Source organism: uncultured Polaribacter sp. (genome assembly GCF_947501385.1).
Lineage (GTDB): Bacteria > Bacteroidota > Bacteroidia > Flavobacteriales > Flavobacteriaceae > Polaribacter.
Genome location: NZ_CANMVP010000016.1, coordinates 80,210 through 97,898 on the forward strand (window position 1 = coordinate 80,210; position 17,689 = coordinate 97,898).

The window sequence follows — 17,689 nt, forward strand, 5'->3', positions numbered from 1 at the left end:
CTGAAGACTGCTTACTTCTTCAGTCCTAATTCGAGTAAACGTTGGTCTAAAAATTCGCCAGCAGTAATATCCTCAAATTGTTTTGGGTTTTCTTCATCAATACAATTCTCTAAAACATCTAATTTCATTTCTGATATGGGATGCATAAAAAACGGAATCGAATAACGCGAAGTTCCCCACATTTCTTTTGGCGGATTCGTTACTCTATGAATGGTAGATTTTAGTTTGTTATTACTGTGTCTAGACAACATATCGCCCACATTAATCATCAATTCATCTGGGGCTGCCATCGCATCGATCCAATCTCCTTTATGATTTTGAACTTGCAAACCTTTTCCTTGCGCGCCCATTAACAGCGTAATTAAATTAATATCTCCATGCGCTGCAGCTCTTTCTGCACCTTTGGGTTCTGTTTGTATTGGCGGATAATGAATTGGGCGTAGAATGCTATTTCCATTTTTGATATACTTATCAAAATAAGTTTCCTCTAAACCTAAGTGCAATGCCAAAGAACGCAACACATATTTGGCTGTTTTTTCTAACATTTTAAAGGTTTGTTTCCCGACTTCATTAAACTTCGGAAGTTCTTCAACCACCACATTTTCTGGGTATTGTTTTGCTCTTTCAGCATCGTCTTCTACATATTGTCCAAAATGCCAAAACTCTTTTAAATCGCCTTCTTTTTTTCCTTTTGCAGATTCTTTCCCGAAAGAAACATATCCACGTTGGCCTCCAATTTCAGGAATTTCATATTTCTCTTTTGTAGCTACTGGCAAATCAAAAAAGTTCTTAATTTCATCATATAAATCCGTCACTAAGGTATCCTCTAAAAAATGACCTTTTAATGCGACAAAACCAATGTTTTCATAGGCGTGCCCAATTTCATCTATAAATTTTTGCTTTCTATTTTTATCATCAGATAGAAAGTCTGCTAAGTTTACACTTGGTATTTTATTCATAATTGTAAATTATTAAAAGGGTGTTAAAGTTACTAAAAATAGCGGAATGAATCGTTTATTTATTTTTCTTAGAAAACGGAATTAAATAACTTAAGGTATAATTGAAGCCAAAACCAGAATTGCTTTCAAAAATTCTATTGAAACCTGGTGCATACAATGTTTTAAATCCATCGGGCTCTTTTACGCTCATTAAAATTTTGTAAGAAATACTAAAACTAACAAAGAGGTTATTAAGCGTTTCAGCTTTTACACCTAACATTAATTCAGACCAATGTGCATTTAAACTCGATGCTGTAATTGGTGCTGTATTTGTTGCTGCGGGAAAATAATCACCATAAATTGCATCTGAAACATTAGGAGTATAGCTATTTAACGTTTGGTCGAACAGACTAAAACCGTATCTGTAACCAACAAAGATTTCATTATTCATGTCTAACCAATTTTGGTAGGCATTGTAATTAAACCCTAAACGAATATAGTTTCCTTTAGATGTTGAGTTAGAAACCATAAATTCGTCGGACGTATTTTCTTCATAACCAATTTCTGCTGCGGCATAAAAGTTTTTAGAAATTCTATAATCTCCAACAATTTCAAAGCCACTATAATCGCCATTGAATTGTGCTTTTATAGGCCTGCTAATATCGATTCCAACACGTAAACCATATTTGGTTTTGTAAATAATAGTGTCTTTTTCTTTGTTAAAAATACTATCTTTTTCTTGTTCTTGAGAAAAACTTTCAGCAAAAACAAATAGCAAAAAAATGCTAATGAAATATTTGTACATGTGCTGTGTTTTGATCATCTATAGTTAAAATAGTACTGGGTGTGAAATCTGTAATCCAAGAATTGGTATCTGAAGAAAAGTCTAAATTTTTAAAAAGAATTTTAAATCCACAAGATCTAGAAACATATTCCTCTTCCGTGTCATATTGTATCGTAAAGGTTGCAATTTCATTATTAGCTTCTACACCATCAGTAGCATTTTTCTTTAAAGTATATACAGTTTCTGATGTTCTAGAATTTAGAGGAATTGCAATACTATCTAAACTCTGAGCGGTAAAAAGACTGTCTATTTTACCGTCGCCTATGATTGAAAACCGTTGCACTTTTTTTAGAGTCTCTCTGTTGGTATCATCATAAAAAGTAATGATTAATTTTGAAGTAACAGGGTTCTGTGTACAAAAATCATCTTTTTCGCAGGCGGAAAAAATGGCAAGAAATAATAAAAAAATGGAAAAACGCTTTTTCACAAGGTAAAGATAAGAATTAGTGTATGTTGAATTATTCTTCTACTTCTACAATTTTATTGATTGCAGCGGCCAATTTAAAGTCTAATTCTGTAACGCCGTCCGCATCATGAGTGGTTAAGGTAATATCTAAGGTATTATACACATTTGTCCATTCTGGATGATGATTTAAAGCCTCACACTCAAAAGCAATTCTGTTCATAGCAGACATACAATCTTTAAAATTGTCAAATTCAAAATCTGTATGCAGTGCATTGTCATAAAAATCCCAATCTTGTAAAGAGGTTAACTTTTTTTCTATTTCTAATTCTGTAAGTTTTTTCATTTTGAAAAGTATTAATTTTTATCAAAAGTAACTATTTTAATTTTTATTTTCTGACTTAAATATACCTAGTTGTAGGTATTGTATAAAATTAAACTTCAATCTAATTTTATACACTATAACTTTAATGAATATATTATGAAACTAAAAGTACTTTTTTTATTGTTAATGTTTTTGAGTTTGAATGTTTTATCTCAAGAAATTTTAATTTCTTTTGAAGGAAAAGACCAAGCATCTACAAATCAAATGACAATTGATGAAATTGTGATAGATAACCTAACAACAGGCAAAAGTATTACTGTTAGTGAATCTAGCATGAATTTAAATTTGAGTACCGTTTTATCTGCGGGAGATGTTCAAGTTTTTGATACGTTTAAAGGAATTCAAAAAATATACCCAAACCCAATTGATTCAAAAGCTTTTATTGATTTTTATAGTGAAGGTAACTCAAAATCTACCATAGTAGCTTATACTATTCAAGGTAAAGAAATTACAAGGCTAGAAAGAAAGTTTAGCAGTGGCTATAACAAAGTAGCATTTAGACCAGGAAGTGTAGGTATTTATTTTATAAAATTAGTAGATGCTGGTAAGAGCTATTACTCTAAAGTAATTTCTACAAACAAGCAACTTTCTAGCGCTTCATTAACTCATATAACAACAGAGAAGCAACTACCAGTAACTACGAGTAAAAAAAGTACTGCTAATTTCTTTACAGATGGCGACGTTTTAAGATTAACAGCTACATCGGGGACTTTTAAAAGTACTATTTACGATTCTCCCAAAGCATCTAAAACCTACACTTTTAATTTTGCTGAAAATTTTTACAAATTTGATAGCTATCTAGTAGAATCTGAATTTCCAAGTTTTGTAAATATTTTGTTCTCTGTAACAGATGAGAATAATAAAGGCGTAGATCAATTAGAAAATACAGATTTTGAAGTTTTAGAGAATGGAAATAAAATTTCGCCAAGTGAATCTTTTAGATATGTAAAAAAACTAAATCAAGTTCCTAGTACACAAAGAACTGTTATTATGTTAGATAATAGTTTAAGTGTGGAAGATAATTTAGATAAAATTAAAGAATCTGCAATACAATTGGTAAATGCATTGGCAGACAATCAAGAGATTGCTATTTATGCTTTTTCTGATAATACTAAACTAATATCTGATTTTACCTCTGACAAAACCACATTAGAAGCTGCAATTAATTCTATTGGAGTAGGTTTTCCTTCTACTAATTTGTATGGTTCTATTATCACTGGTTTAAGTAAAATTGAAAATAAATATACGTTGGATAGTGTTGAAGAAGGCTATTTAGTTGTATTGACAGATGGTGACGATACGCAGGCATCCAACACATTAGAGCAAGTGATAACTGCAAGAGGCAATAAAAAAGTTTTTGTGGTTGGTTTGGGTAATGATTTAAATGAAGATAATTTAAACCAAATTGCTTTTCCTGGTAATTATATTAATGCTTCTAGTGTAGATGATTTAGAAGAAAGATTTACCCAAATTAGACTAGATATTCTCCGTTTTTCAAATAGTTTTTATTTCTTAAATTATTTATCTCCTAAAAGAAATGGTTCTCACTCGTTAACTGTAAAAGCACTAGGAAATACAAATACAGAAAGTGACAAAGAAATTACAGGTAATTTTTCTGCAGAAGGTTTTGTTTCTGTTTTATCTGGGGTGTATGCAAATGTTGAAGTTGGGAAAAAATATGGGATAGATGAATTAAATATACATTACACAGGAACAGGAAATTTAGAACAAGATAGATTTGATTATCAATTTTATGGTAAAAATGCTGGTTTGGACACTATTACTATTAAAGCTCAAACTTTCTGGGCAGAAAAGCCTCCAGTTTACAACTGGCATATTGAGCAAGACACCATTGTAGATATTGTAGAAAAGAACAATTTTAATTCTATAAAAATTTTATTAAAATCAATTTATGAATCAAATACAAAATTAACCTTAAAAGATAAGGAAAATAATTACGAGAAAGAAATTATAATAAATGTTACAAATGGTTTGCCAAAAATTAAAATATTAAATATTAGTGAAGTAACTGCAACTTCTGCAAAAGTTGAATTTGAAATTACTTCTTTTGGAGATGATACTGAAACCTCTGTAAATCTGATTTATAATAGCGATTTTGATTATAGAACAAGAAAAAATTTTGGTAATTTTACTACATTAGGTAAACATACTAGAACAATAAATAATTTGATAAGTAATATAAAATATAGTATTAGTTCTTTTGGCGTAAATAGCTTGGGGAGCTCTTTTAATATTCGTTTTTCTGATAAAATATTTACTACTGAAAATGGTTTGCCATATGTAAATACTACAGGTTATAGTAATATTATTGATATCACTTATACCTCAGCTAGACTGGTTTCTAATAATGTCTTACATGATGGTGGTTCAGCAGTAACGGAAAGAGGTGTTTGTTTTAGTAAAAACCAAAACCCAACTATTAATGATAGCTTTACAGAAGATGGTAATGGTGTTGGGAAATTTAATTCTGAGATTAATAATTTAGAAGAAAATACAAATTATTATGTTAGAGCTTATGCTAAAAATGAATTTGGTATTTCTTATGGAGGACAACAAAGCTTTAAAACTATTCAAGCAGTTTATAATGGAAATGTTTCAATAACAAAACAATCAGATTTAGAAAAATATAAGACTATTAAAGAAATTACAGGTCAATTAGATATTAATGGTAGCTTATACGATATCGAAAATTTTAATGCCCTTTCCAATCTTGAAAAGGTCGGAAGTGGGTTAACAATTACAAAATGTGATTTAATAACAAGTATTGATGAATTTAGTAATCTTCAGAGTTTAGGTGGAACATTTCTAATTAGAAATATGAACTCTCTTACTAGGATTGAATTTGATAGTTTAAATGAAGTTGCAAGTTTTGCCATCATAGTAAACCCATTACTTGAAGAAATGATTTTTAATAAAAAAATAAAGATTCTAGAGAATGGTATAATAAGTATTCGACAAAACCCAAAATTAAACAGTATTCCTAACTTTATCGTTACAAATAATTTAACTAATTTATATCTGCGAGACAACTCTTTAGTTGGAGATATAAATAATATTGAAAATTTAACTAATTTAGGTTTGTTGAGTATTAGTGAGAATAATATAACTTCATTAAGTTTACCAAATTTAATAAAAGTAAATAACTTATCAATTGAAGGAGAAAAAATAGCTTCTTTAGATTTCTCTTCCCTTACAACAATTGAAAGAGACTTTGATAATCAAGATGGTGGGAATACAGGTTCTTTAAACTCTGCTTTAAAAATAATAAACACCTCTCTAATAAATTTAAATTCTTTTACTAATTTAAAGAATATAAATGCTTTGAACAAATTCACCTCAAGTCTAACTATTGACATATATAACAATAAGTTATTAGAAAATTTAGAGGGTTTAGAAAACTTTACTTTTGGAGATGTTAATAATTATAAATTAAATATAGTAAATAATGAAAAACTCTCTAATGTTTGTGCGTTAAAAAAAGAAATAACTGCTAGAAAAGACCACCTTGCTTTAACTATTTACAGTAATAAATTTAATCCTGATAAACAAGATATCATTGATGGTACTTGTTCAAATTAAAAATAAACAATTCTAAAACCGAGATTTAAAATCTCGGTTTTTTATTTCTCAAACAAAACACCAATTTCTAAATGGCTTGTATGTAGAAATTGATCTACCAAACTAACTTTCTTCAATTGGTAACCCGCTTCATTTAAAATTTCTATATCTCTTGCCTGTATTGGAAGATTACAGGAAACATACACCATTCTATCTACATTTAAATCGATAATTTTCTACAAATTTTTTGGCGCAATTCCTGCGCTAGCAGCGCTCTAAAATAATTATCTTAATCTTATTTTCTATTCTGGATGCACAATTAAGAATGTGTTCATTTAATCTATAGGTTTAATTTTTTTGGTTTTTTAATCATTTGAGTATTTTAAAAAAATACCCAAACAATTAAACCTTTGCTGTAATTATAAGTCTAAAATTTTAAACTACATAATTTTAACGACCAAACCTAAAATACTATGAGAATATTAAAAACCTTTCTATTGCTATTCTTTTGTATATCTACCTATTTTAGTCAACAACAGTCACCAAATATATTGCTAATCATTGCAGATGATATGGGTATTGATGTTACGCCTGGATTTGGAATTACGAGCGATTTGCCAGTTACGCCAACATTAGATTCATTTCGAGAAAAAGGACTTTCTTTTACCAACTGTTGGGCAACTCCGCAATGTTCGCCAACACGTGCCGCAATAATGAGTGGTAAATACGGAATTAAAACAGGCGTAATGAGACCGCCTTTAATTTTAGATCCTAGCCATACTTCATTATTTACAAAGATTAAAGAGCAAAGTACAACAAATTATAGCATGGGGCTTATTGGAAAATGGCATATTGGAGGCAATGATCCGAGCAATTATAGTCACCCAAAAGATTCTGGTGTACCTTATTATGAAGGTGTTTTTACCAGTCAAGTAGATGATTATTATGATTGGACCAAAATAAATTCAGAGGGAAATGAAGAACAAATAACCGAATATGTAACTACACACCTTACAAATAGTGCCATCTCTTGGATAGATACGCAAACAAAACCTTGGTTTTTATGGTTGGCGCATGTGGCACCGCATGCTCCTTTTCAAACACCTCCAGATGGCACTTATACTACGATTCCTACAGATAACAGAACTACCTACTTATCTATGATTGAGAATATGGATTATGAAATCAATAGACTTATAGAAAGTATGGATGCTGATACACTCGAAAATACAGTCATTATTTTTATTGGAGATAACGGTACACCAGGTTTAGCAAATAATTATTGGCCAAACGGTCATGCAAAATCTTCAATTTATGAAGGTGGAATTCGTGTACCATTGATTATTACAGGTAAATCTGTAGAAAGAGTAAACGAAGTAGAAGCAAGCTTGGTGCAAGCCACCGATTTACATGCTACAATTCTAGAGTTGGCAGGAGTAACTTTATTAGGAGGAACAGAAAACAGCTTAAGTTTAAAGCCTGCTTTGTCATTTGAAAATCAAATTTCAAAAAAAATTAATTACACAGATTATGAAGGCGGTGGTATAGCATATTGGGCAACAAGAAATGAAACATATAAGTTGATTGAAGACGAAAACGGCAACGAAGAGTTTTATAATATTGTTACAGACATCAAAGAAGAAACAAATTTAATAGGAAGCTTAACTACAGCACAAGAAACTATAAAAACCATGTTACAACAAGAAGCACAAACCATTAGAACTGATTGGTCTTGTAACGATGGAATTAAAAACGGAGATGAAACTACCATTGATGATTGTAATAATACCTGTGGCACTGTTGATGTTTTGAGTTATGATACGATTGATTGTTGCGGAACGCCATCCAATCCTAGTATTTATTATGAATTTGTAGAACAAAATGATCGAGTAGTATATTCTAATAATTATCCGAGTCATAATTTTTGTTTTGTTGCAGACAGAACGCCAGAGCCTTATTATAGAGTCTACAAATTTGATTTAAAACCTGAATTATCAGGACAAGTTACTAACATTTCAAGAACAAACGGAAGACCTGCTAACTTTTTTGGGATTGCTTTAAACGGAGTATATATGATGCCAGCACCAGCAACACCTTTTATTTTTGAAGATGTAAATACTGGAGAATACAACTGGGATTGGGTATTTGAACCTACCACAAATATTGGCGACGGAAGAGAATTTGTTGGTTTAGATTGTGCTTCTGCCCATGTGAATCCTAATTCAGGGTATCATTACCATGGAAATATGTTTGAATATGTTGAAGAGCTAGAACAGGGGATTTCGACACTGAATTCACCACCAGCAGTAGTTCTTCAAGTAGGTTGGGCATCAGATGGTTTTCCTATTTTATATCGTTTTGGACCTGATAAAGAAGGTAATATCAAAGAAATGTCGCCAAGTTTTCAGTTGAAAAGCGGTTTACGACCAGGAGATGGAATGAGTGCTCCTTGTGGACCTTATTCAGGAAAATACACAAATGATTTTGGATACATAGCAGGCAAAGGAGATTTAGATGAATGCAATGGAATAGAAGCTTCGGTTACATTAACTACAGCTCAAGGTGAAGAAACTTTTGAATATTATTACGTGGTAACACAAGATTTTCCTCAAATTTCAAGATGTATGAAGGGTAATTTTAATGATAGTTTTATTAGCAATCTCGAAGGTTTAAATGATGTGGACGCAGATGGAGACGGTTTTGTAAAAGCGTACGATTGTGATGATACCAATGCAAACATACATCCTTTTGCTACAGACAATCCGGCAACTAGTTTTGACGAAAGTTGTGGAGCAACCTTAAGTACAGAAAATGTAAGTTTGAATGATTTAGGATATTATATCAACTCAAACCCTAATGACGGTAACTTTTCTGTAATTTCTACCAATATAGAAAAATATCAGGTTAGATTATTTTCTACAACAGGAAAACTAGTTTTTGAAAAATCGGGTTTAGGAGTTTTGGAAATAACCAATATTACCAATTCTGGAATGTATCTATTAAGCATTATAAAGGAGGGAAAAATAGTAGGAACAACTAAAATTATTGTAAAATGAGAATATTAATATTCACCTGCTTTATGTTACTTAACATTTACAATACAAATAAAGTACACGATGCTATTTCTGCTACTTTTAATGTAATAAAAAGAGGACATGTACTAATGCTTGAAATTGATTTTGATGAAGAAAACTTTATCAAGTTTGGTGAATCTGAAAGCTTACGAGTTACTAAAGAAGACTTTAGTAAATATTTGCATAAAACAACTAGTTGGGAGTTTGACGGCAAAAAAATAAGGCCTCAAGTTTTACAGATAAAATCTAGTGAGCACCATACAAAAGTAATCTGTTTCTTATCTAAAAACACAGAAAATATTAAATCTGTAAAAGTAAAAAATGAATTTCTATTGAATGTTGAAGCTCATTCTAATATTGTGAAGTTAGACATTAACAACACTTTTAAAGATTATAGATTGCACAAAGAAAGAAGAGAAATAAAGGTAGATTATAATTAAAAAAAAATGTGATATAAATTTTTGCTTGTATTGTAGAATTACAAGAAACATGTACCATTCTACCTGCATTTAAGTTGATGATTTTCTAAGTTTTCTTTATTAAACGTATTTCTTAATCTCTTAATTTGTTCTTTAAGTCCATTCTTTCGTGTAATATTCTTATGACTTCTATTTCACTTTCTGAAATCGTTCGATAAAAAATAATATGTTTTTCAACTTTATGACCTAACAAATTAATTTCAATTTTATCATATTTTTTTCCAATTACAGCACTTTCAAAAATATCTATACAAGCAGATTTTATCTTACCAAAATATTTATCAGCTTGATTTTTAGACCAATTTTGAACAGTATATTTCCAGATATTAGTAAGGTCATCAATGGCTTCTTGCCTCAATATGAGTTTAGCCATTGGGTATTTTTTCTGATTTAAGTTCTCTCAAATGCTCATCAAAGTCAAAGTTTTCTACTCTAGGGCTGTTTAGACCTTTTTGAATAGCACTTTTAAGTGCAGTTACTTTACTTTCTTCATCTTCTAAAAGTCGAAGACCAGCTCTAATTATTTCACTTACATTTTTATACCTTCCAACGGAAATCTGGTTTTGTACAAATTCGTCAAAGTAACTACCAAGTGATATAGATGTATTTTTGCTCATTTTAATCTTTTCTCAAATTTACCAAAAATTGGTAAAACATCCAAATTTTTGCAATTTTGAAAATTATCTTCAATTACGTATAAGTTAAATAGGATGTTAACTTTTCTCAAATAAAACCACAGTTTCAATATGACTTGTGTGTGGAAATTGATCTACCAAACTAATTTTTTTAATTTGATAACCCACTTCTGATAATAGTTCTGTATCTCTTGCTTGTATTTCAGAATTGTAAGAAATATATTGTATTATGCCTATTTTTAAATCGATGATTTTCTGCAACGTTTTGTAAGACATTTAATTTCCATAACAACAATATAAACACGTGCAGTTAATTAAAATTAAACACGTATATTTGTAAAAAGAATACAAATGAATACAAAGTTAACATTAACCATAGAGAAAGAAGTGATCGAAATCGCCAAAAAGTATGCGAAAGAAAAAGGACAAAGCCTCTCTGAAATGGTTGAAAATTATTTCAAGTTGATTACTGTTAATGAAAATAAAGTGGAAGAAAAAAAACTTTCTTATAAAGTAGGTAAGTTAAGAGGAATTATAAAAACAGCTACTGATATTGATTACAAGAAGACATTAACTGAAGAATTATCTAAAAAATATGGCGTATAAATTATTTATAGATGCTGATGTAGTTATCGACTTTTTCACCGACAGAACACCATTTGCAAATGCTGCAAGCGAAATTTTTGAGCTTAATGAAAATGGTAATGTAGTTTTATATTTGTCAGTAGTAAGTATGAACAACATTTACTATATAGTTAGAAAATATTTAGGTCATAAAAAAACGCTTGAAATTATTGAAGCTTTATCAGAAATGACTGAAATTATAGGAACTACAAAGCAAGAAATTTTACAAGCTTTGAGAAATAATTTTAAAGATTTTGAAGATTCTATTCAGTATTCTTCAGCATTAAATGTTAAAGGTTTAGATGCTATCATCACTCGAAATATTAAAGATTACAAAAACTCAAAAATTTCAGTGATGACACCAATTAATTTTTTAAAAATGAGAAATAAATTTTAACTACTTCTCAAATAAAACCACAGTTTCAATATGGCTTGTGTGCGGAAATTGATCTACCAAACTAATTTTTTTAATTTTATAACCTGCTTCTGATAATAGCTCTGTATCTCTTGCCTGTGTTGCAGGATTACAAGAAACATAGACCATTCTATCTGCATTCAAATTGATAATTTTTTGTAAAGTTTTGGGTGCAATACCAGCTCTTGCAGGATCTAAAATAATTGTTTTAATTTTATTTTGATATTCAGGATGCGCCACTAGAAATTTACCTACATCTGCAGCATAAAATTTTAACCCATCAATATGATTTCTTTTGGCATTTTTTTCTGCATCTTCAATAGCAGAAGCTACAATATCTACACCAACAATTTTTGTGTTTTTACTTTTAGAAGCTACAATTTGTCCGATGGTTCCTGTTCCACAGAACAAATCCATCACAACCGTATTGTCTACTTTAGATTTATCTTCTAAAACATACGCTACGACTTTATCGTATAATTTTTCTGCACATTTTGGGTTGGTTTGAAAAAAGCTTTTCATACTAATTTCAAAATCTAAGCCTAATAATTCTTCTACAATTTTATCTTTTCCGTACACAAGATCGATAGTACCAGAAGTAGCAATCGTTCTATCACCAGTTTCATCATTTATGGTATGTAATAAACCCGCCAAACGTTCTCCGAATATATTTTTCAGAAAATTCGCGAATTCTTCAAGGTCGAATTTCGACAAATCTGTTGAAGTCGTGACTAAATTACACAGTAATTCATCCGTTTTAAAAGATTTTCTCACCACAAAATATCTAAAAAACCCTTCCTTTTTTGGTCCGTGCCAAGGTTGTAAGCCCGTATTTTCGCAATACTCGCGGATGTTCTTTAGATTGTCTTCCATTTGTTTGTCGAACAAACCAGAATCTTTTTCTAAATTATCGCCCATCCACCAAACACCACGTCTTTTAAAACCCAATGTGAATTCATCTTTGTCGGTTTTATTCACTCTGTCGTAACCAATGGCAGAAAAACCATATTCCATTTTATTTCTATAGTGAAATACGTTGGGTGAGGTTACCAGTTCGTCAAACAATTCGTTTATATGTTCTACTTTTCCTATTCTTTTAAATAAAGACAGCGTACTTTCTTTTTTATATTGATGTTGAAGCTCTATTGGTAATTTAATGTAGGGTGCACCAGGAATGTCTTGAAAAGGAACTTCAATCTCATTTTCTGAGGGCTCTAAAACATCAATTAGTTTTGCTTCTGCGTAGTTTTTGCTGGATTTGCTAATTTGTGCTTTTACCAATTGTCCTGGCAACGTATTGGGAACAAAAATGACAAAACTTCCTTCTTCAGAATGAATTCTAGCAATTCCTTTTCCTCCGAAAGCGTAATCTTCAATTTTTAATTCTAAAACTTGATTCTTTTTTACAAATTTGTTGCGTTCTCTACGTGGCATTTTTAATTATTTTGGTTTGCAAAATTAGGAAAAGTTATTGATAAAAATCTTAAAAGATCTTACAGGTTTCGATGCTGAAATAAATTCAGCACAAGAAAAAGATATAGCGAAAAGCCCGACCTTTTTAGGGAACGCCCACACTTCATCAAGCTCAGTGTTAAAAATTGTGATAATTTTACTACTTTTGTAAAACTTCGAGGATGATTTCTTTCCCACGCTGAATTTCTGAAACTTTCAGAAGGATAAAGGTAGAACAGGAATGTTTTTTTTATAAACATTTAAAAAGTTAAAAATGGCTGTTTTAGACAAGTTAACATCGCAAGAAGCGATTGAATTAGAGAACAAGTATGGTGCGCACAATTATCATCCACTTCCAGTAGTTTTGAGTAGAGGAGAAGGCGTACATGTTTGGGATGTAGAGGGTAAACAATATTACGATTTCTTATCTGCATATTCTGCTGTAAATCAAGGGCATTGTCATCCTAAAATTGTGGATGCAATGACAAATCAAGCAAAAACATTGAGTTTAACTTCACGTGCATTTTATAATGATGTATTGGGGAAATATGAGAAATTTGCAACTGAATATTTTGGTTTCGACAAATTGTTACCAATGAATACGGGTGCAGAAGCTGTAGAAACTGCCTTGAAAATCGCTAGAAAATGGGCTTATGAAGTAAAAGGAATTGAAGAAAATAAAGCTGAAATAATTGTTTGTGAGAATAATTTTCATGGAAGAACAACTACCATTATCTCTTTTTCTAATGATCCTGTAGCGCGTAAAAATTTTGGTCCTTATACCAAAGGATTCATTAAAATTGAATATGATAATTTACAGCAATTACAAGAAGTTTTAGAAAGTGGCAATAATATTGCGGCGTTTTTGGTAGAGCCAATTCAAGGAGAAGCGGGTGTTTTTGTTCCTTCTGAAGGATATTTAGCCGCTGCTAAGAAAATGTGTGCAGATCATAATGTATTATTTATTGCAGATGAAGTGCAAACAGGTATTGCAAGAACAGGGCGTTTATTAGCGACTTGTGGAAATTGTTCTTGTCCAGAAAAAAATTGCTCTGGAACTCCAGAAGTAAAACCAGATGTTTTAATTCTTGGAAAAGCACTTTCTGGAGGTGCGTATCCAGTTTCTGCTGTTTTAGCAAATGATGCTGTTATGAATGTAATTGGTCCTGGAAATCACGGTTCTACATTTGGTGGAAACCCAATTGCCGCAGCAGTTGCCATGGCAGCTTTAGAAGTGGTTGCTGATGAGAAACTAGCCATAAACGCAGATAAGTTAGGAAATATCTTTAGAGCTGAATTGACTGAATTCTGCAAGGAAAGTGATTTGGTAAATTCGGTAAGAGGTAGAGGCTTGTTAAATGCAATTTTAATCAACGATACAGAAGATAGCTCTACCGCTTGGGACATTTGTATAAAGTTAAGAGACAATGGTTTGTTAGCAAAACCTACACATGGAAACATTATTCGTTTTGCACCACCTTTAGTAATGACGGAGGCGCAACTAATGGATTGTATTGCTATCATTAAAAAAACAATTTCTGATTTTAAGAAATAGTTTTTTTTAAAACATATTAAAAATAGCCACAAATATAATTTGTGGCTATTTTTATAATTTGTGGCTATTTTATTTCGCCCTAATCTATTTATAACTTTTTTTATTACTTTTGAAAGAACTAATTAATTAAAAATTTTATTATGCAAAATGCTATTACAGAATTAGAACAATTAACATTAAATAATGCTTCAAAAGGTTTTTTAAAAGAAACTGCTAAATGGGCAAAATTTTTATCCATCATCGGTTTTATAGGTTTGGTATTAATGCTGTTGGGGAGTTTTTTTATAGGCTCTCTTTATGACAACCTTCCTCAAGCGCAGGAAATGCCATTCGATATTGGAGGAATTATGACGGTCTTTTATATTGTAATTGCACTTATTTATATTTTTCCAATTTATTATTTGTATCAGTTTTCTGTTAAAATGAAAAATGCGTTGTTATCTAAAGATGATGAAGTGTTGGCAGATGCTTTCGAGATGTTAAAATCTCACTATAAGTTTATAGGAGTTTTTACAATTATTATTTTATCACTTTATCTATTAGGAATTATTTTTGCGATTATTGGAGTTGCAGCAGCTTAGAGAATATAAAAACTCAAAAAAGAAAGGGGAAGCAATTTGCTTTCCCTTTCTTTATAAATTTTATTTATTTTTAGTTGTGTCTTTTTTCTTGCCAAAAAGTCCGCCCAAAACATTTTTAATTTTATCTTTTGTGTCCTCTTTTGTCTTCGTAGAATCTATTTTTGTGCCACCAGAAAGCAAATCTGTTAACTTATCTTTTCCTTTATCAATTAAACTTTGTTTTTGTTTTTCTACAATATTCTTCATTAAGTTAGATGTAGCATCTTTAATATTTGAAGAAAAATTAGGACTCGAAAAACTTCCTGTTAATGTTGCATTTACCGGAATGCTTTTTATTTCTGCAGCATCTTTTGGTGTTAATTTAGCAATTGCGCTGGTCACAGAATTTCCTAAATATTTTACGGGTACGTCAAATGTAATATTGTAATTCATAGAATTATCAAACCCGTGTTTGCCACCAATTTGAATCCCTACATCTTTATAATTCAAATTGAAAGGTTTTACACTAACTTCTCCATTGTTAAAGGTAAATAAGGCACTAGCTTCATGTAAGTTTAGCTTACTTACATCTAAAAAATCTACTTTAGACCCCACCAAACTTAAAACTTTAGAATTGGTGACTTTTAGTTTGGTATTTAACAACTGACCTAATAAATCTCCTGTGATAGATTTTAGATTGGGTGTCATATCCTCTTCTAAATTTCCAGAAACTTTAATGGTCGAATTTATTTTACCTTCTAAACTCTTGGCAATAGGTGCAATTGCTTTCAACATATCTAGACTTCCGAAAGAATCTCCAATATTTAATTCTTTCAAGTTCAAATCCATCTGAAACTTAGAAGTTTCACCTTTTGTAGAAACGTTTCCATTCAAACCAATATGACCGCCAAAAACGTCTGTGGTTATATTTTTTAAACGAACTGTTTCATCTTTAATTAAAATGATTCCGGCAACATTTGAGAGATTAATATTGTCATAAATAACGGTTTTAGCCTTTGTATTTAAAGAAATATCTAAAAAAGCAGGGATTTTTAAACCCTTTGAATTCTCCTCTTTTTTAGAGGTTTCATTTTTTGCTAAAAAATCATCCACCTTAAAAGTTGTCGAGTTTAGATAAAAATTTCCTTTCAATTGTTGCTCTTTAAAAAGAAAGCCATAAAAATTCTCTAAATTTCCTTGAATACTTAAATCGGAAGCACCCGTTTTTGCTTTGAATTCTTCTAGTTTAATGGTGTTTGTATTAAATGTTACCGAAGTTTTATCGATATAAAAAGGATTCGCAACATCTTCGCCTTTGTACTTAAAATTAGAAACCTCTAAGGTTCCCTTATTTTTTATGTTTTGATAGTTTCCTTTTTCAACAGAATTCATATCAAAATTCGTAACTATATCTGCTTTTAAAATACCTTCTAATTGTTTTTCTACAGAAATAGGGTAGACCTTGCTAATATTTTCTAAGTTGATAATTCCTTTTGCTGTTAGGTTTACCGTCGCATTTTTTGTAATGTTAGCAATATTTCCACTTGCATTAAAAATATCTTGGTCTATGGTAAACGAAGTATTGTGTATTGCTACATACGTATCTTTGGCAAAACCTGTTTTATTTAAAATAGTAGCATCTAAGTGGATGTTGTTAACAGCTTTAGGCAAATCTGCATATTTAAACATCGCATTTTTAGAAACAATAGAAATATCTAACGTAGGAATGGTTGTTTTAGAATAGGTTCCTTTAACTATTCCTTTTAAATCGAAATTACCTGCTGTTTGTATGGAATTTAAATTCCAAGAATATTGTTTTGGTAAAATTGCTAACAAATTTTTAAAGGATGATGTGGGTGTTTTAAAAGTCATATCATACAACTGGTTTTCTTCAACTAGTTGAATAGAACCATCAAATTCTAAAGGAAGCTGGTTGATGTAACCTGTGTTTTCTTTAAATGTATATTTTAAATTTTTAATATCAATTCCTAAAATCGCATCTAACTTTATAGCAACGCCTTTTAGATAATTTACATTTTCTATATCTAAAGAAACGTTCGCTTCGGTTTCTGTATCTACATCTAAAATGTCTTTTGCAAAATTTCCTTTTCCTGTATGATAAATGCTATCTACGGCTAATTTTATTTGAGAGGTTGCATCAAAATAATTAAAATCAATATTATCTAATTCGTATTCTTTGATATCTAATGATAGAGAACTTTCAGAAGTATTTACGGTCGGTTCCTTTTTAATGGCAATATCATAATTTCCAATATTTTCTTTGTTAATGATGATATTTACTTTTCCATTTTCGGTCGAAACGCTTTGAATCTCTAGTTTTTCATTCGCGCTTTTAAAAAGCTCTGTAATTTTTAAATTTAAATTTAATTCTTTTGCATAGTACAAAGTATCTCCCAGAAAAGGCGCTTTATTTACAACTGCAATATCGTTTACTTTTAAACTTGCCAAAGGAAAATTTCTAAACAGACTTAGATCGGTTTCTTGAAAAGTAACCGTGGCATTTATATTATTATTGATGGTGTTTGAAACCATTGCTACAATTTTATCCTTGAATAAAAAAGGAATAGAAATAAAAGCAATAATTAAAAAGAGTAGAATAGAAACACTCCATTTCACAATTCCTTTTACAGTAGATTTTTTTTCTTTATTCTTGTCCATACTCTAAGTATTAGCATTTATGATAACGCAAAAATACCGCTTTCACAGCGGTATTTAAGTTTAAATG

Annotated in this window: 17 protein-coding genes; 7 read left to right on the forward strand and 10 right to left on the reverse strand. The window is 30.5% G+C overall.

The window, feature by feature from the left end; genetic code table 11:
• Positions 1-11: 11 nt before the first annotated feature.
• Genes Q0998_RS11675 through Q0998_RS11690 form a run of 4 tightly spaced genes read right to left on the reverse strand, consistent with a single transcriptional unit; the run spans position 12 to position 2,531 of the window.
• Positions 12-959 carry a 2-oxoglutarate and iron-dependent oxygenase domain-containing protein gene (locus Q0998_RS11675; protein ID WP_299670146.1) on the reverse strand — a complete coding sequence of 316 codons (948 nt, stop codon included), beginning with the start codon at positions 957-959 and terminating at the stop codon, positions 12-14.
• A 55-nt stretch (positions 960-1,014) separates the two neighbouring features.
• Positions 1,015-1,743 (reverse strand): DUF6048 family protein, encoded by a 729-nt coding sequence (locus tag Q0998_RS11680; protein ID WP_299670147.1) that lies wholly within the window; start codon positions 1,741-1,743, stop codon positions 1,015-1,017.
• Positions 1,724-2,209 carry a DUF6452 family protein gene (locus tag Q0998_RS11685; RefSeq protein ID WP_299670148.1) on the reverse strand — a complete coding sequence of 162 codons (486 nt, stop codon included), beginning with the start codon at positions 2,207-2,209 and terminating at the stop codon, positions 1,724-1,726. The genes Q0998_RS11680 and Q0998_RS11685 overlap by 20 nt, the downstream gene beginning before the upstream one ends.
• Positions 2,210-2,240: 31 nt before the next feature.
• Complete coding sequence (locus tag Q0998_RS11690; RefSeq protein WP_299670149.1) at positions 2,241-2,531, reverse strand: 4a-hydroxytetrahydrobiopterin dehydratase; 291 nt, start codon at positions 2,529-2,531, stop codon at positions 2,241-2,243.
• 135 nt (positions 2,532-2,666) lie between these two features.
• On the opposite strand from Q0998_RS11690, the gene Q0998_RS11695 reads away from it, so the two are divergent.
• Positions 2,667-6,170, forward strand: a complete 3,504-nt coding sequence (locus Q0998_RS11695) for a VWA domain-containing protein (RefSeq protein WP_299670150.1) — start codon at positions 2,667-2,669, stop codon at positions 6,168-6,170.
• Between the two features lie 41 nt (positions 6,171-6,211).
• Here Q0998_RS11695 and Q0998_RS11700 read toward each other — a convergent pair whose 3' ends face one another.
• On the reverse strand, positions 6,212-6,358 hold the full coding sequence (locus Q0998_RS11700) for a hypothetical protein (RefSeq protein ID WP_299670151.1): 147 nt from the start codon (positions 6,356-6,358) through the stop codon (positions 6,212-6,214).
• Positions 6,359-6,622: 264 nt separating this feature from the next.
• Between Q0998_RS11700 and Q0998_RS11705 the strand changes: the two genes are divergently transcribed.
• Both Q0998_RS11705 and Q0998_RS11710 read left to right on the forward strand, forming a co-directional pair.
• On the forward strand, positions 6,623-9,205 hold the full coding sequence (locus Q0998_RS11705; protein WP_299670152.1) for a sulfatase-like hydrolase/transferase: 2,583 nt from the start codon (positions 6,623-6,625) through the stop codon (positions 9,203-9,205).
• On the forward strand, positions 9,202-9,663 hold the full coding sequence (locus Q0998_RS11710; RefSeq protein WP_299670153.1) for a DUF6702 family protein: 462 nt from the start codon (positions 9,202-9,204) through the stop codon (positions 9,661-9,663). The genes Q0998_RS11705 and Q0998_RS11710 overlap by 4 nt, the downstream gene beginning before the upstream one ends.
• A gap of 112 nt (positions 9,664-9,775) precedes the next feature.
• Here the strand turns inward: Q0998_RS11710 and Q0998_RS11715 are convergent, their stop codons facing one another.
• The 3 genes from Q0998_RS11715 to Q0998_RS11725 form a co-directional block, all read right to left on the reverse strand.
• On the reverse strand, positions 9,776-10,075 hold the full coding sequence (locus Q0998_RS11715) for a type II toxin-antitoxin system RelE/ParE family toxin (protein ID WP_299670154.1): 300 nt from the start codon (positions 10,073-10,075) through the stop codon (positions 9,776-9,778).
• The gene (locus Q0998_RS11720) at positions 10,068-10,319 is read right to left on the reverse strand and encodes a type II toxin-antitoxin system ParD family antitoxin (RefSeq protein WP_299670155.1); all 252 of its coding nucleotides are present in this window, start codon (positions 10,317-10,319) and stop codon (positions 10,068-10,070) included. The genes Q0998_RS11715 and Q0998_RS11720 overlap by 8 nt, the downstream gene beginning before the upstream one ends.
• Positions 10,320-10,415: 96 nt before the next feature.
• Positions 10,416-10,598: a hypothetical protein gene (locus tag Q0998_RS11725; RefSeq protein WP_299670156.1), complete on the reverse strand. Its 183-nt coding sequence runs from the start codon at positions 10,596-10,598 to the stop codon at positions 10,416-10,418.
• 90 nt (positions 10,599-10,688) lie between these two features.
• Here Q0998_RS11725 and Q0998_RS11730 point away from each other — a divergent pair, with 90 nt between their 5' ends.
• The gene (locus Q0998_RS11730; protein WP_299670157.1) at positions 10,689-10,943 is read left to right on the forward strand and encodes a DUF6364 family protein; all 255 of its coding nucleotides are present in this window, start codon (positions 10,689-10,691) and stop codon (positions 10,941-10,943) included.
• A complete protein-coding gene (locus Q0998_RS11735) occupies positions 10,933-11,358 on the forward strand; it encodes a PIN domain-containing protein (protein ID WP_299670158.1) in 426 nt (141 codons plus the stop codon). Before Q0998_RS11730 ends, Q0998_RS11735 begins: the two co-directional genes overlap by 11 nt.
• On the opposite strand, the gene rlmD is transcribed toward Q0998_RS11735, so the two are convergent.
• Positions 11,359-12,810 carry a 23S rRNA (uracil(1939)-C(5))-methyltransferase RlmD gene (gene rlmD, locus Q0998_RS11740; protein ID WP_299670159.1) on the reverse strand — a complete coding sequence of 484 codons (1,452 nt, stop codon included), beginning with the start codon at positions 12,808-12,810 and terminating at the stop codon, positions 11,359-11,361.
• A 292-nt stretch (positions 12,811-13,102) separates the two neighbouring features.
• Here rlmD and rocD point away from each other — a divergent pair, with 292 nt between their 5' ends.
• Complete coding sequence (rocD, locus tag Q0998_RS11745) at positions 13,103-14,383, forward strand: ornithine--oxo-acid transaminase (protein WP_299670160.1); 1,281 nt, start codon at positions 13,103-13,105, stop codon at positions 14,381-14,383.
• Positions 14,384-14,523: 140 nt separating this feature from the next.
• Positions 14,524-14,964, forward strand: coding sequence for a DUF5362 family protein (locus Q0998_RS11750; protein WP_299670161.1), 441 nt, complete (start codon positions 14,524-14,526; stop codon positions 14,962-14,964).
• A gap of 60 nt (positions 14,965-15,024) precedes the next feature.
• Here Q0998_RS11750 and Q0998_RS11755 read toward each other — a convergent pair whose 3' ends face one another.
• Complete coding sequence (locus Q0998_RS11755; protein ID WP_299670162.1) at positions 15,025-17,622, reverse strand: AsmA-like C-terminal region-containing protein; 2,598 nt, start codon at positions 17,620-17,622, stop codon at positions 15,025-15,027.
• Positions 17,623-17,689 lie beyond the last annotated feature (67 nt).

What these genes read in the sequence shown, in the direction of transcription:
- Q0998_RS11675 (WP_299670146.1), bottom strand. Translation starts at nt 959, where the DNA reads ATGAATAAAATACCAAGTGTAAACTTAGCAGACTTTCTATCTGATGAT.
- Q0998_RS11680 (WP_299670147.1), bottom strand. Translation starts at nt 1,743, where the DNA reads ATGTACAAATATTTCATTAGCATTTTTTTGCTATTTGTTTTTGCTGAA.
- Q0998_RS11690 (WP_299670149.1), bottom strand. Translation starts at nt 2,531, where the DNA reads ATGAAAAAACTTACAGAATTAGAAATAGAAAAAAAGTTAACCTCTTTA.
- Q0998_RS11695 (WP_299670150.1), top strand. Translation starts at nt 2,667, where the DNA reads ATGAAACTAAAAGTACTTTTTTTATTGTTAATGTTTTTGAGTTTGAAT.
- Q0998_RS11700 (WP_299670151.1), bottom strand. Translation starts at nt 6,358, where the DNA reads ATGGTGTATGTTTCCTGTAATCTTCCAATACAGGCAAGAGATATAGAA.
- Q0998_RS11705 (WP_299670152.1), top strand. Translation starts at nt 6,623, where the DNA reads ATGAGAATATTAAAAACCTTTCTATTGCTATTCTTTTGTATATCTACC.
- Q0998_RS11710 (WP_299670153.1), top strand. Translation starts at nt 9,202, where the DNA reads ATGAGAATATTAATATTCACCTGCTTTATGTTACTTAACATTTACAAT.
- Q0998_RS11715 (WP_299670154.1), bottom strand. Translation starts at nt 10,075, where the DNA reads ATGGCTAAACTCATATTGAGGCAAGAAGCCATTGATGACCTTACTAAT.
- Q0998_RS11720 (WP_299670155.1), bottom strand. Translation starts at nt 10,319, where the DNA reads ATGAGCAAAAATACATCTATATCACTTGGTAGTTACTTTGACGAATTT.
- Q0998_RS11730 (WP_299670157.1), top strand. Translation starts at nt 10,689, where the DNA reads ATGAATACAAAGTTAACATTAACCATAGAGAAAGAAGTGATCGAAATC.
- Q0998_RS11735 (WP_299670158.1), top strand. Translation starts at nt 10,933, where the DNA reads ATGGCGTATAAATTATTTATAGATGCTGATGTAGTTATCGACTTTTTC.
- rlmD (WP_299670159.1), bottom strand. Translation starts at nt 12,810, where the DNA reads ATGCCACGTAGAGAACGCAACAAATTTGTAAAAAAGAATCAAGTTTTA.
- rocD (WP_299670160.1), top strand. Translation starts at nt 13,103, where the DNA reads ATGGCTGTTTTAGACAAGTTAACATCGCAAGAAGCGATTGAATTAGAG.
- Q0998_RS11750 (WP_299670161.1), top strand. Translation starts at nt 14,524, where the DNA reads ATGCAAAATGCTATTACAGAATTAGAACAATTAACATTAAATAATGCT.
- Q0998_RS11755 (WP_299670162.1), bottom strand. Translation starts at nt 17,622, where the DNA reads ATGGACAAGAATAAAGAAAAAAAATCTACTGTAAAAGGAATTGTGAAA.